This window comes from Streptomyces sp. S3(2020) (genome assembly GCF_013044505.1).
Taxonomy (GTDB): Bacteria; Actinomycetota; Actinomycetes; order Streptomycetales; family Streptomycetaceae; genus Streptomyces.
This window is the reverse complement of the sequence record NZ_JABERD010000082.1, coordinates 1-13,050: the sequence shown is the minus strand read 5'-3', so window position 1 is coordinate 13,050 and position 13,050 is coordinate 1. Positions and strand designations below refer to the sequence as shown.

Annotated in this window: 10 protein-coding genes and 1 riboswitch; of the genes, 9 read left to right on the top strand and 1 reads right to left on the bottom strand. The window is 71.5% G+C overall.

What is annotated here, in order from left to right:
• Positions 1-178: 178 nt before the first annotated feature.
• The 4 genes from HLK59_RS25130 to HLK59_RS25115 all read left to right on the top strand — a co-directional run bounded on the left by HLK59_RS25130 (position 179) and on the right by HLK59_RS25115 (position 4,973).
• Positions 179-1,573: a pitrilysin family protein gene (locus HLK59_RS25130; protein WP_171143765.1), complete on the top strand. Its 1,395-nt coding sequence runs from the start codon at positions 179-181 to the stop codon at positions 1,571-1,573.
• Positions 1,570-2,958, top strand: coding sequence for a pitrilysin family protein (locus HLK59_RS25125; RefSeq protein ID WP_171143764.1), 1,389 nt, complete (start codon positions 1,570-1,572; stop codon positions 2,956-2,958). The genes HLK59_RS25130 and HLK59_RS25125 overlap by 4 nt, the downstream gene beginning before the upstream one ends.
• Before the next feature lie 191 nt (positions 2,959-3,149).
• Positions 3,150-3,313, top strand: a riboswitch (cyclic di-AMP (ydaO/yuaA leader).
• Positions 3,314-3,325: 12 nt separating this feature from the next.
• Complete coding sequence (locus HLK59_RS25120) at positions 3,326-4,090, top strand: M23 family metallopeptidase (protein ID WP_171143763.1); 765 nt, start codon at positions 3,326-3,328, stop codon at positions 4,088-4,090.
• A 187-nt stretch (positions 4,091-4,277) separates the two neighbouring features.
• Positions 4,278-4,973, top strand: coding sequence for a GntR family transcriptional regulator (locus HLK59_RS25115; RefSeq protein WP_171143762.1), 696 nt, complete (start codon positions 4,278-4,280; stop codon positions 4,971-4,973).
• Positions 4,974-5,154: 181 nt separating this feature from the next.
• On the opposite strand, the gene HLK59_RS25110 is transcribed toward HLK59_RS25115, so the two are convergent.
• Complete coding sequence (locus HLK59_RS25110) at positions 5,155-5,436, bottom strand: HPr family phosphocarrier protein (protein ID WP_059198592.1); 282 nt, start codon at positions 5,434-5,436, stop codon at positions 5,155-5,157.
• 199 nt (positions 5,437-5,635) lie between these two features.
• Here HLK59_RS25110 and HLK59_RS25105 point away from each other — a divergent pair, with 199 nt between their 5' ends.
• The 5 genes from HLK59_RS25105 (at position 5,636) to HLK59_RS25085 (ending at position 12,834) form a co-directional block, all read left to right on the top strand.
• Positions 5,636-8,476, top strand: a complete 2,841-nt coding sequence (locus HLK59_RS25105) for a bifunctional GNAT family N-acetyltransferase/acetate--CoA ligase family protein (protein WP_171143761.1) — start codon at positions 5,636-5,638, stop codon at positions 8,474-8,476.
• A 53-nt stretch (positions 8,477-8,529) separates the two neighbouring features.
• Complete coding sequence (locus HLK59_RS25100; RefSeq protein ID WP_171143760.1) at positions 8,530-9,117, top strand: DUF5998 family protein; 588 nt, start codon at positions 8,530-8,532, stop codon at positions 9,115-9,117.
• On the top strand, positions 9,117-10,364 hold the full coding sequence (locus HLK59_RS25095; RefSeq protein ID WP_171143759.1) for a nucleotide pyrophosphatase/phosphodiesterase family protein: 1,248 nt from the start codon (positions 9,117-9,119) through the stop codon (positions 10,362-10,364). Before HLK59_RS25100 ends, HLK59_RS25095 begins: the two co-directional genes overlap by 1 nt.
• Before the next feature lie 46 nt (positions 10,365-10,410).
• Entirely contained in the window at positions 10,411-11,058 is a 648-nt protein-coding gene (locus HLK59_RS25090) for a thymidine kinase (RefSeq protein ID WP_171143758.1), read from the top strand.
• Between the two features lie 462 nt (positions 11,059-11,520).
• The gene (locus tag HLK59_RS25085; protein ID WP_171143757.1) at positions 11,521-12,834 is read left to right on the top strand and encodes a tetratricopeptide repeat protein; all 1,314 of its coding nucleotides are present in this window, start codon (positions 11,521-11,523) and stop codon (positions 12,832-12,834) included.
• Positions 12,835-13,050: the final 216 nt, after the last annotated feature.

Sequence of the window (13,050 nt, the reverse complement as noted above, 5' to 3'; positions counted from 1 at the left end):
GCCGTCCCGCCGGGTGTTCACCCGTACGGCACGCGGCCCCCGCCCGCAGGCTACGGGATCTCGCTGTCGGCGTACGACCACCGGGAACTTCACCGGCGCTCCGCACGCTTGCATACAGTGGCAGGACCGGCAGGAAAACGCGGTTCAGATCAACCGCTCCGCGATCGAAGGGACGTACATGCCCATGGGTCACACGGCCACAGACCAGGCAGGCACCGGAGGCCTGACAGCAACGGAGCACCGCCTGGCCAACGGGCTGCGCGTGGTGCTCTCCGAGGACCACCTGACCCCGGTCGCGGCGGTGTGCCTCTGGTACGACGTCGGCTCGCGCCACGAGGTCAAGGGCCGTACCGGCCTGGCTCACCTCTTCGAGCACCTGATGTTCCAGGGCTCCGGACAGGTCAAGGGCAACGGCCACTTCGAGCTCGTCCAGGGCGCGGGCGGCTCGCTCAACGGCACCACGAGCTTCGAGCGCACCAACTACTTCGAGACCATGCCGACCCACCAGCTGGAGCTCGCGCTCTGGCTGGAGGCCGACCGCATGGGCTCGCTGCTCGCCGCCCTCGACGACGAGTCGATGGAGAACCAGCGGGACGTCGTCAAGAACGAGCGCCGCCAGCGCTACGACAACGTCCCCTACGGCACGGCGTTCGAGAAGCTGACCGCCCTCGCCTACCCCGAGGGCCACCCGTACCACCACACGCCCATCGGCTCGATGGCCGACCTGGACGCGGCCACCCTGGAGGACGCGCGCGCGTTCTTCCGGACGTACTACGCGCCGGGCAACGCGGTGCTGTCCGTCGTCGGCGACATCGACCCCGAGCAGACGCTCGCCTGGATCGAGAAGTACTTCGGCTCCATCGCGGCGCACGACGGCAAGCCCGCCCCGCGGGACGGCTCGCTGCCCGAGGTCATCGGCGAGCAGTTGCGCGAGATCGTCGAGGAAGAGGTCCCCGCGCGCGCGTTGATGGCGGCGTACCGCCTGCCGCACGACGGCACCCGCGAGGCCGACGCGGCCGACCTGGCGCTCACCGTCCTCGGTGGCGGCGAGTCCTCCCGGCTCTACAACCGGCTGGTACGCCGCGACCGTACGGCCGTCGCCGCCGGCTTCGGCCTGCTGCGGCTCGCCGGGGCGCCCTCCCTGGGCTGGCTGGACGTGAAGACGTCCGGTGACGTCGAGGTCCCGGTCATCGAGGCCGCGATCGACGAGGAGCTCGCCCGGTTCGCCGCGGAGGGGCCCACGGCCGAGGAAATGGAGCGAGCCCAGGCCCAGTTGGAGCGCGAGTGGCTGGACCGGCTCGGCACCGTCGCGGGCCGCGCGGACGAACTGTGCCGCTACGCCGTCCTGTTCGGCGACCCGCAGCTCGCCCTCACGGCCGTCGACCGTGTCCTCGACGTGAGCGCCGAGGAAGTCCAGGAGGCCGCCAAGGCCCGCCTGCGCCCCGACAACCGCGCGGTGCTCGTCTACGAGCCTGTCTCCCCGGAGACCGCCGAGGACGCGGATCCCCCGGAGGACCCCGAGGCCGAGGCCACCGTCGAGGCCGGCGACAAGAACGAGGAGACGGCCAAGTGACCGAGCTCGCCACGATGGAATTCCACCCTCAGCCGCAGGCGGGCGAGGCGCGGCCGTGGGCCTTCCCGGCCCCCGAGCGCGGCACGCTCGACAACGGCCTCACCGTCCTGCGCTGCCACCGCCCCGGCCAGCAGGTCGTCGCCGTCGAGGTGCTCCTGGACGCCCCGCTGGACGCCGAACCGGCCGGTCTCGACGGCGTCGCCACGATCATGGCGCGGGCCTTCTCGGAGGGCACCGACAAGCACACCGCCGAGGAGTTCGCCGCCGAGCTGGAGCGCTGCGGCGCCACGCTCGACGCCCACGCCGACCACCCCGGCGTACGGCTGAGCCTTGAGGTCCCGGCGTCCCGGCTGCCCAAGGCGCTCGGTCTGCTGGCCGACGCCCTCAGGGCGCCCGCGTTCGCGGACAGCGAGGTCGAGCGGCTCGTCACCAACCGCCTCGACGAGATCCCGCACGAGCTGGCCAACCCCTCCCGCCGGGCCGCCAAGGAGCTCTCCCGGACCCTGTTCCCGGCGGACCTGCGGATGTCCCGCCCGCGCCAGGGCACCGAGGAGACCGTCCAGAACATCGACTCCGCGGCCGTACGCGCCTTCTACGAGAAGCACGTCCGCCCCGCCACCGGCACCGTCGTGGTGGTCGGCGACCTCACCGGCATCGACCTCGACGAGCTGCTCGGCGACACCCTCGGCTCGTGGACCGGTTCGCAGGCCGAGCCGAGGCCGGTGCCGCCGATCACCGCCGACGACACGGGCCGTGTCGTCATCGTGGACCGGCCCGGCGCCGTCCAGACGCAGCTGCTGATCGGCCGTATCGGCGCCGACCGGCACGACCGCGTGTGGGCCGCGCAGGTGCTCGGCACGTACTGCCTCGGCGGCACCCTCACCTCCCGCCTGGACCGTGTCCTGCGCGAGGAGAAGGGCTACACCTACGGCGTGCGCTCGTTCGGGCAGGTCCTCAGGTCCGGTCCGGACGGTACCGGCGCCGCCATGCTCGCCATCAGCGGCTCCGTCGACACCCCGAACACCGGTCCCGCCCTGGAGGACCTGTGGGCGGTGCTGCGCAAGCTCGCCGCGGAGGGGCTGACCGACGCCGAGCGGGACGTCGCCGTGCAGAACCTCGTCGGTGTGGCCCCGCTGAAGTACGAGACCGCGGCGGCCGTCGCGAGCACACTGGCCGACCAGGTCGAGCAGCACCTGCCCGACGACTACCAGGCCACGCTGTACCGCCAGCTCGCCGCGACCGGCACCGTGGAGGCCACCGCGGCGGCCGTCAACGCCTTCCCGGTGGACCGGCTGGTGACGATCCTGGTCGGCGACGCGTCCGCCATCAAGGAGCCCGTGGAGGCTCTCGGAATCGGCGAAGTGACCGTCGTGTCCGCCGAGTAGCAGCACGCGCGTGAAGGGGCCCTGGTGACTGATGCGTCACCAGGGCCCCTTAATGTCCGAATTAGGGGAGAGGTTGCCTGTCTGCCCTGTGGCATGCGCTACAAAAGGCTTGATCCGTTTGGGGATTGAAAGTCGCCCCGCTTAGCGTCATCCGGGCTGTTCGTCACGCAGTGCGCCGCGCCCGCGGCACCGGACAGCCATCGCCGAGTCCCCGTACGGCGCGAGCCAGGGGAGCCGGGGACCCATGTAGTCCCTGGGGTGAATCGGACGCCCGCGCGAGCCGCGAGGGGGTCCGTAGGAGACCTTCCTGCTCCGAACCCGTCAGCTAACCCGGTAGGCGAGAGGGAAGGAAAGGAACAGCCACTACATGGCGTTCACGCGCCCCACCGGGAAGCACCGTGCCCCGAGCCGGATGAAGCGCAGCACCGCCCGCGCGGCGGGTGTCGCGGCCCTCGCCACCACCGGCGTCATCGGCACCCTCGCCGCTCCGGCTCTCGCCGCGGAGCCCGCGGCCGAGCAGACCGGACTCACCCCGGTCATCACCATCGGCGACTCGGTCGCCGAGCAGATCGACGCCCAGGCCGAGGCCCAGCAGCAGGCCGCCGTCGAGGCAGCGAAGCAGAAGGCCGAGGAGGAGGCGCGCAAGAAGGCCGCCGCCAAGGCCAAGAAGGAGCGCGAGGCCGAGGAGCGCGCCGCGCGTGCCGCCGCCGAGCGCAAGCGTCTCAACACCTTCGTCAGCCCGATCGCCGGTTCGTACATCTCCACCGGCTACAAGGCCGGCGGCGCGGTCTGGTCCTCCGGCAGCCACACCGGCGTCGACTTCCACGCCGCCAGCGGCACCTCGGTCCGCTCGGTCGGCTCCGGCACGGTCGTCGAGGCCGGCTGGGGCGGGTCCTACGGCAACAACATCGTGATCAAGATGAACGACGGCACGTACACCCAGTACGGGCACCTGTCGTCCATCGGTGTCTCGGTGGGCCAGACGGTCACCCCGGGCCAGCAGATAGGCCTCTCCGGCGCGACCGGCAATGTCACCGGGCCGCATCTGCACTTCGAGGCCCGGACGACCGCGGAGTACGGCTCGGACATCGACCCCGTCGCCTACCTGCGCTCGCATGGCGTGAACGTCTGACGACGGACCGCAAGATCTCCTGAAACCCCGGCTCATCGAGCCGGGGTTTCGCCGTTTCTGTCGCCCTCCTGTCCAAAAAATATCCATGGATTCCGGTCCGCCATCGGAAATTCCCGCTCTTTGCAATAGAGTCACTGAACACACGTCAATCATCGACGTTTCACGGGGATTAAGGCGGAGGTCGGTCATGCGTATTCCGGCGCATTCGGTATGCACCGCGATCAGGGACGACATCGTCGCCGGTGTCTACGAGCGCGGCAGCCGCCTCACCGAGGAACTCCTGGCCCGCCGCTACGGCGTCTCCCGTGTCCCCGTCCGGGAGGCCCTGCGCACTCTGGAGGCCGAGGGCTTCGTGGTGACGCGGCGGCACGCGGGCGCGTGCGTGGCCGAACCCACCGAGCAGGAGGCCGCCGACCTGCTGGAGATGCGGATGCTCCTGGAGCCGCTGGGCGCCTCCCGGGCCGCCCAGCGGCGCACCGAGGCACATCTGAAGGTCCTGCGCGGGCTGGTCAGGCTGGGCCAGGAGCGGGCCAGGCGGGGCAACAGCGATGACCTGCGGTCCCTGGGCGGCTGGTTCCACGAGACGCTCGCCCAGGCCTCCGGCAGCCCCGCGCTGACCTCGATGCTGACCCAGTTGCGGCACAAGATCTCCTGGATGTACGCCGTGGACGCCCCGGCCAACCCCGTCGAGTCCTGGGCGGAGCACGGCGCCATCGTCGACGCGGTGGCGCGCGGCGACGGGGAGCGCGCGCGGGCGGTCACGGCGCTGCACACGGAGCGCTCGACGGCCGTGCACCGGCTCCGGTTCAACGGTGCGGGAGATCGGCCGGAGCGTGTGAGGAACTCGCAACATCCCGTAAACATGCAGAGCCTGCGGCATTAACATGAGGGCCGTATACAAAGAGGCAGTAATTCCCGGGGGATTATTTCTGCTGCCCGTGAGCGGGAAATGCAAAGGGCTCGCCCGATAAATTCGGACGAGCCCTTCTGTGGTGCCGTGAATCAGACGGTCCCGGTAAATCAGACGCACATCAGACGTTCGTCTGACGCGCATCGGACGTACGTCAGACGGTCTCGGGAAGCTCCTCGAGACCCTCGGAGACCAGCTTCGCCAGTCGGTCGAGGGCGGCGTCCGCCCCCTCGGCGTCGGAGGCGAGGACGATCTCCTCGCCGCCCTGGGCGCCGAGGCCCAGAACCGCCAGCATGGAGGCCGCGTTGACGGGGTTGCCGTCGGCCTTGGCGATCGTCACGGGGATACCGGAGGCCGTGGTGGCCCGGACGAAGATGGAAGCGGGGCGGGCGTGGAGGCCCTCGGCCCAGCCGACGTTGACGCGGCGCTCAGCCATGTGATGCTGCCCTTCGGTGTTCAGGGTTGTCTAGACCAGTTTCCCACAACGTGAAGCGTCTCCGGATCGGTCCTGCGTCCCGTCCGGGGTGAGTCGTCGGACCGCGGCCTCGGTCCGACTTCCGTCCTTGAGCGATCCTCTTGTGTTCTCCACAGACTGCCTCGCGCTGTTGTCGTACGCGAGCCGTAATCTGGGGCCCATGCAGACCTCGCCGGACCGGCACGAGTACCCCGCGCACTGGGAAGCCGACGTGGTGCTGCGCGACGGCGGCACCGCGCGCATCCGCCCCATCACCGTTGATGACGCCGAGCGCCTGGTCAGCTTCTACGAGCAGGTGTCGGACGAGTCGAAGTACTACCGCTTCTTCGCGCCCTACCCTCGCCTGTCCGCCAAGGACGTCCACCGCTTCACGCACCACGACTTCGTGGACCGGGTGGGACTCGCCGCCACGGTCGGCGGTGAGTTCATCGCCACCGTACGCTACGACCGCATCGGCGCCGATGGAATGCCCGCGTCCGCACCGGCCGACGAGGCCGAGGTCGCCTTCCTGGTGCAGGACGCCCACCAGGGCCGGGGCGTCGCCTCCGCCCTCCTCGAACACATCGGTGCCGTCGCCCGTGAGCGCGGCATCCGCCGCTTCGCCGCCGAGGTGCTGCCCGCCAACAACAAGATGATCAAGGTGTTCCGGGACGCCGGGTACACCCAGAAGCGCAGCTTCGAGGACGGCGTCGTCCGGCTGGAGTTCGACCTCGAACCCACCGACCGCTCCCTCGCCGTGCAGTACGCGCGCGAGCAGCGCGCCGAGGCGAGGTCGGTGCAGCGGCTGCTGACGCCCGGTTCGGTCGCCGTGATCGGCGTCGGCCGCACCCCTGGAGGCGTGGGCCGCAGCATCCTCGACAACATCCGCGACGCCGGCTTCACGGGCCGGCTGTACGCCGTGAACAAGGCCTTCGCCCACGCCTTCCCCGATGACTTCCCCGACAAGGGGCTCGACGGGGTTCCCGCGTACCGCTCGGTGCGTGACATCGAGGGTCCCGTCGACCTCGCGGTCGTCGCCGTGCCCGCAGAGCACGTCCCCCAGGTCGTCACCGAATGCGGCGAGCACGGCGTGCAGGGACTCGTGGTGATCTCCGCCGGGTACGCCGAGAGCGGCCCCGAGGGACGCGAACGGCAGCGCGAACTCGTACGGCACGCGCGCGCGTACGGCATGCGGATCATCGGGCCCAACGCCTTCGGCATCATCAACACCAACCCCGACGTGCGGCTGAACGCCTCGCTGGCCAACGAGACGCCCCGCCCCGGCCGCATCGGTCTGTTCGCCCAGTCCGGCGCCATCGGCATCGCCCTGCTGTCCCGGCTGCACCGGCGCGGGGGCGGCGTCACCGGCGTGACGGGGGTGTCGACGTTCGTCTCCTCCGGCAACCGCGCGGACGTGTCCGGCAACGACGTCCTCCAGTACTGGTACGACGACCCGGACACCGACGTCGTCCTCATGTACCTGGAGTCCATCGGCAACCCGCGCAAGTTCACCCGCCTCGCCCGCCGCACCGCGGCCGCCAAGCCGCTGGTCGTCGTCCAGGGCTCCGGCTCCGCCCCCCAGGGACATGCCGTACGGGCCACCCGGCTGCCGTACTCGACGGTGTCCGCCCTGCTCAGGCAGGCCGGCGTGATCCGTGTCAACACGATCACCGAGCTCGTCGACACCGGCCTGCTGCTCGCCCGGCAGCCCCTCCCGGGCGGCGCGCGCGTGGCGATCCTCGGCAACTCCGAGTCGCTGGGCCTGCTGACCTACGACGCCTGCCTCTCCGAGGGGCTCAGGCCGCTGACCCCGCTGGACCTGACGACGGCCGCCTCGCCCGCGGACTTCCACCGGGCCCTGTCGCGCGCGCTGGCGGACGACACCTGCGACGCCGTGATCGTGACCGCGATACCCGCCGTGGGGGAGGGCTCCGCGGGGGACGCGGCGCTCGCCGAGGCGCTCAGCTCGGCGGCCGAGCAGGTGCCGGGCAAGCCGGTGCTGGTCGTCCATGTCGAACTGGGCGGACTCGCGGAGGCGCTGTCCGCCGCGACCAGCACGGCACCGCAGGCCGCCGTGCCGAGCGCCTCCCACCCCTTCCGTGCCCTGGACCGCCTCGCCGCCAAGGCCCCCCAGGAGACACCCCAGAACTGCTCCCGCCTCATCCCCGCCTACCCCGCCGCCGAGCGAGCCGTCCGCGCCCTCGGCGAAGCCGTGAAGTACGCCCAGTGGCGACGCGACGCCGCCGAGCCCGGCAAGGTGCCCGAGTCCATCGACGCGGCCATCGACGAGCGAGGTGCCGCCGACCTGATCGAGGGACTCCTCTCGCGCGGGCAGGGCCTGACCCTCGGCACCGACGAGACCTGCGAGCTCCTCGGCACGTACGGCGTCCAGGTCCACCGGGCCCTGCCCGCACCCACCCCCGACGACGCGGCCGCGGCCGCCCGCACCCTCGGCTACCCCGTCGCCCTCAAGGCCACCGCCCCGCACCTCAGGCACCGCGCCGACCTGGGCGGCGTACGGCTCGATCTCGCCGATGAGGAACAACTGCGTCGGGCCTACACCGAGTTGACCGAGCTGTTCGGAGCGCCCGAGGAGCTGCGTCCGGTCGTGCAGCGGATGGCGCCACGCGGCGTGGACACCGTCGTACGGGCCGTCATCGACCCCGCGGCAGGCGCCGTGCTCTCCTTCGGGCTCGCCGGGGCCGCCTCGCAGCTGCTCGGCGATGTCGCCCACCGGCTGATTCCGGTCACCGACCGCGAGGCGACCTCTCTGGTCCGCTCCATCCGGACGGCACCCCTCCTGTTCGGCTGGAGAGGCTCGGCGCCGGTCGACACGGAGGCCCTGGAGGAGCTGCTGCTGAGGGTGTCCCGCCTCGTCGACGACCACCCCGAGGTCGTCGCGGTGACCCTGGAGCCGGTCGTCGTCGCCCCGCACGGCCTGAGCGTCCTCGGCGCGTCCGTGCGCCTCGCACCCCCGCCCGCCCGCGACGACCTCGGCCCGCGGACGCTGCCCGCGTACTGAGAACACCTCTGAGCGGTGCCTCGCAGTCAGTGGTCCCCCGTAGGATGGGGGTCATGGCCAAGACCAGTACGACGACCCAGGGGCTGCGAGCGGCGATCGAACGCAGCGGCTACTACCCGGCCCTCGTGGCCGAGGCGGTGGAGGCCGCCGTGGGCGGCGACGCCATCCGGTCGTACCTGGTCCACCAGGAGACGACGTTCGACCAGAACGAGGTGCGGCGGCACGTGACCGTGCTCGTCCTCACCGGCAACCGCTTCATCGTCAGCCACACCGACGAACAGGCCGCAGACAGCACCTCCCCGACGCCGTACGCCACGACGTCCACGGAGTCCGTGAAGCTTGGCCGGATCTCGTCCGTCGTCCTCAGCCGGGTGGTCGCCAACCCGGAGCAGTACCAGCCGGGCACCCTGCCCCGCGAGGTCGTGCTGACCATCGGCTGGGGCGCCGTCTCCCGGATCGACCTGGAGCCGGCCGCCTGCGGCGACCCCAACTGCGAGGCCGACCACGGCTACACGGGCAACTCGACCGCCGACGACCTCAGCCTGCGCGTCAGCGAGGCCGGGGACGGCCCCGAGACGGTCCGCCAGACCCTCGCCTTCGCCCAGTCCCTCTCCGAGGCGACCGCGGACGTCACCCGCTGATGTCCCACCCGTCTCCCCCCGCCGCCCATGACGGAGGGCGCTCCGCGTCCGCCCTTCCTGACTCCACCGCCTGGGAGCCCTACCCCGAACCACTGGCCGTCGACTCCGCCCCGCTGCCCGAGTACGGCAGCGGCTCCCTCGCCGACCTGCTGCCCACGCTGGCCGCCGGCATGGACGTACCCGGCACGACCGCCACGATCACCGAGCTGACCCCGGCCGACCGGAACTGCGTGTTCCTGATCGACGGTCTGGGCTGGGAGCAGCTGAAGGCGCACCCGGACGAGGCGCCCTTCCTGGCCTCGCTGCTCGCGAGCTCACGCGGCGGCACCGGCCGCCCGCTGACCGCCGGCTACCCCGCGACCACGGCGACCTCCCTCGCCTCGGTCGGCACCGGCCTGCCCCCGGGCGCCCACGGACTGCCCGGCTACACCGTGCGCGACCCCGGCACCGGCGCGCTGATGAACCAGCTGCGCTGGCAGCCGTGGACCTCGCCGCGCGTGTGGCAGCCGTACCCCACGATCTTCCAGCTCGCCCACGACGCGGGCGTGCACGCGGCGCAGGTGTCCTCACCGACCTTCGAGAACACCCCGCTGACGAAGGTCGCGCTGAGCGGGGGGAAGTTCCTCGGCCGGCTGGCGGGCGAGGACCGTATGGACCTCGCGGCGGAGCAGCTGGCCGCCGGTGACCGCTCGCTCGTCTACACGTACTACGCCGAACTCGACGGCGCGGGCCACCGCTTCGGCGTCGACTCCGACACCTGGCGCGGCCAGCTCATGCACGTGGACCGGCTGGTGCAGCGCCTCGCGGAACAGCTCCCGCCGCGCAGCGCGCTCTACGTCACCGCCGACCACGGCATGGTCGACATCCCCTTCGACGAGCAGCACCGCATCGACTTCGACGAGGACTGGGAGCTGCGTGCCGGGGTCGCCCTGCTGGGCGGCGAGGGCCGGGCCCGCCATGTCTACGCGGTGCCGGGCGCCGAGCACGACGTCCTGACCTGCTGGCGCGAGGTGCTCGGCGAGCAGTTCTGGGTGGCCTCCCGGGACGAGGCGATCGCGGCGGGCTGGTTCGGCCCACAGGTCGACGACCGGGTGTACGCGCGCCTCGGCGACGTGGTCGCGGCCGCGCGCGACGACGTCCTGATCATCGCGTCCGAGCGCGAGCCCAAGGAGTCGGCGATGGTCGGCAACCACGGTTCGATGACCCCTGCGGAGCAGCTGGTGCCGCTGCTCGAAGTACGCTCCTGAAGCCTCCCTCCGCCGTCCTGTCTTGCCGAAAGGTGCTCAACTCCCCATGCCCGAGCTGGTGTTCTTCTCCGGAACCATGGACTGCGGGAAGTCGACCCTGGCTCTCCAGATCGAGCACAACCGCTCCGCGCGCGGCCTCCAGGGCGTGATCTTCACCCGGGACGACCGCGCGGGCGAGGGCAAACTCTCCTCCCGCCTCGGCCTGGTCACGGACGCCGTGGAGGTCGAGGACGGCCAGGACCTGTACGCCTACCTGGTCGACCACCTCTCCCAGGGCGGTCGCGCGGACTACGTCATCGCCGACGAGGCCCAGTTCCTGGCGCCCGGGCAGATCGACCAACTCGCCCGCGTCGTCGACGACCTGGGCCTGGACGTCTACGCCTTCGGCATCACGACGGACTTCCGCTCCAAGTTGTTCCCGGGCTCCCAGCGCCTGGTCGAACTGGCCGACCGCGTAGAGGTGTTGCAGGTCGAGGCCCTCTGCTGGTGCGGCGCCCGCGCCACGCACAACGCCCGCACGATAGGGGGCGAGATGGTGGTGGAAGGCGCCCAGGTGGTCGTGGGGGACGTCAACCAGGCGGAAGCGATCGGCTACGAGGTCCTGTGCCGCCGCCATCACCGCCGCCGGATGACGGCTGCCACGGCACGGGCGGCGGCGCTGTCCCCCGACGTGCTGCCGGTCACCACCGTCTGACCGTCCCTCAAGGCGGTCTCCAGCGATGCTCGGCGGATCTTCGAGAGGCCCCTCCTACGTTTGACCTGTCCCCGAAACCACAGGGGCCACAGTCGACAACAGGAGGTTCAGACATGAACGCCGAGCAGATCACCGAGGTCGAGGTCGAGACGGACGAGCTGGCCGAGGAGTTCGGTCTCACGGTCTCGGGCGTGGCCTACTACGCCCCGGCCGTCTGATCCCCGACATCAGGCGACCTGCCCTCCTGGCGACCAGGCGGGCTCGCGATGGCCGCAAAGGGCGAACTCCCTTTGCGGCCATCACGCTTCGTGGCCCACTTCGGGCGGATCACGACGGCTGATCAACGACACCGATCAACTGCACCCCATCAACTGCACCCGATCAACATGAACTGCACCCGATCAACGAAACCGATCAACGTAACCCGATCGACGACAGAGGACCACGACGGAGGAGCCGGCGGTGGAGAAGTTTCTGCGGACCAAGGGAAGCGCCGGCCACCTGCCCCCGATGCAGGAGCCGCCGAGGGGAACCTTCGAACCGGAACCGGCCCCTCGGTCACGTGAACTCCTCGCCTCCTACTTCGACCTGGAGAGCCCCGGCGGCCCCCTGCACGCCCGGTGCACCGCCGACGTCGGCCGCCGCCTCGCGGAGGACCTGCCCGTCCCCGTCCACCAGATCGCCTCGCTCGGACTGCTGAGGCAGGCGCTGAGGACCGAGAAGCCCGGCCTGCCCAACCCGGACGACCCCCGCGACCTGCCCGTACCCCTGAGGTCGGCACGCTGGCAGCACCTGTGCGCCCTGACCGAGAACTGGTCCGGCCTGTCCACCCGCGACCGGTCCCGTCTGGTGACCGCGCTGGCCAAACTCGGCTTCTGGAGGACCATCGCGGCCCTCGTCCCCGCCGAGGCGACCGGCCGCGACCTGGACGCCCTGCGGCTGGCCTACTTCCGGCACAACGCCGACGCACAGCTCGCCGGGGACGCCCGCGGCGCGGCCGCGGCGTTCGTGCGGGCCCGCGGTGTCATGGAGACCATCGCCCGCACCGAGGAGTTCGATCCGGCCGTACGGTACGGGGCCGCCGCCCACATGATCGTGCTGTGCGCCAAGGGCGAGAAGCAGAAGGCACTGGCCGACATGCGCCACTGGCTGGCGGCCGCCGACGCGGTGGCCGACCGGGCCGACGCGGAGATGGAACCGCTGCACACCTCCATCTACTGGCGCGGAGTGGCCTTCATACCGTTCTTCGAGGGCGACCACGCGGAGGTGGACCGACAGCTCCAGCTGGCTGAGAAGTACGCCCTGGAGGCCGTGGCGCTCGCGGACGCCGATGCCCGGCTCCTGGCGCTGGAGAACGTTCACCCCGTCCTGGAGACCTCCGGCCGCTCGGCCAAGGCCCGCGGGGACATCGAGGGCGCGGAGCGGTTCTACCGGCGGATGACCGAGTGGGACCCGCTCGACCCCAAGGCGCATGTACGGCTGGCCGACTTCCTCATGGGGGAGAGCCGGGTCGCCGAGGCGCGCGAGGCGTACCGCACCGCTGCCGGGCTGGGTGCACCGTACGCCTCCTACGCCCACTGCCAGGCCGCCCGCTGCTCCCTGCGCCTCGAACAGCCGGACCAGGCCCACGGCGCCCTGGTGGCCTCGGCCGCCCTCGACCGGCAGGCGCTGTCCCCACTGATCCTGCTGCGCGACATCTGCACCGACGGCGGGCTCGCCCCGCTGCGCCAGTGGGCCGTGGACGAGCTGGCCGTACGGATGCGGACGGCCCGATGAGCACCGAGCCCCTGCCGGCGCCGAGGGCCCCGATGGATGCCGTCTCGTCTCCGGCGCCGGAAGCCCCGGTGCGTGTCACTCCGTTCCCGGAACCGCAGGCCCCGACCGGCGTCGCCCCGTTCCCGGAGCCGTCCGCGCCGATGAGCGCCGAGCCCCTGCCGGCGCCGAAGGCCCCCGTGCGTGCCGCCCCGTTCCCGGAACCGCAGACCCCGGCCA

What these genes read in the sequence shown, in the direction of transcription:
- HLK59_RS25120 (WP_171143763.1), top strand. Translation starts at nt 3,326, where the DNA reads ATGGCGTTCACGCGCCCCACCGGGAAGCACCGTGCCCCGAGCCGGATG.
- HLK59_RS25130 (WP_171143765.1), top strand. Translation starts at nt 179, where the DNA reads ATGCCCATGGGTCACACGGCCACAGACCAGGCAGGCACCGGAGGCCTG.
- HLK59_RS25105 (WP_171143761.1), top strand. Translation starts at nt 5,636, where the DNA reads ATGCAGACCTCGCCGGACCGGCACGAGTACCCCGCGCACTGGGAAGCC.
- HLK59_RS25110 (WP_059198592.1), bottom strand. Translation starts at nt 5,436, where the DNA reads ATGGCTGAGCGCCGCGTCAACGTCGGCTGGGCCGAGGGCCTCCACGCC.
- HLK59_RS25115 (WP_171143762.1), top strand. Translation starts at nt 4,278, where the DNA reads ATGCGTATTCCGGCGCATTCGGTATGCACCGCGATCAGGGACGACATC.
- HLK59_RS25100 (WP_171143760.1), top strand. Translation starts at nt 8,530, where the DNA reads ATGGCCAAGACCAGTACGACGACCCAGGGGCTGCGAGCGGCGATCGAA.
- HLK59_RS25095 (WP_171143759.1), top strand. Translation starts at nt 9,117, where the DNA reads ATGTCCCACCCGTCTCCCCCCGCCGCCCATGACGGAGGGCGCTCCGCG.
- HLK59_RS25090 (WP_171143758.1), top strand. Translation starts at nt 10,411, where the DNA reads ATGCCCGAGCTGGTGTTCTTCTCCGGAACCATGGACTGCGGGAAGTCG.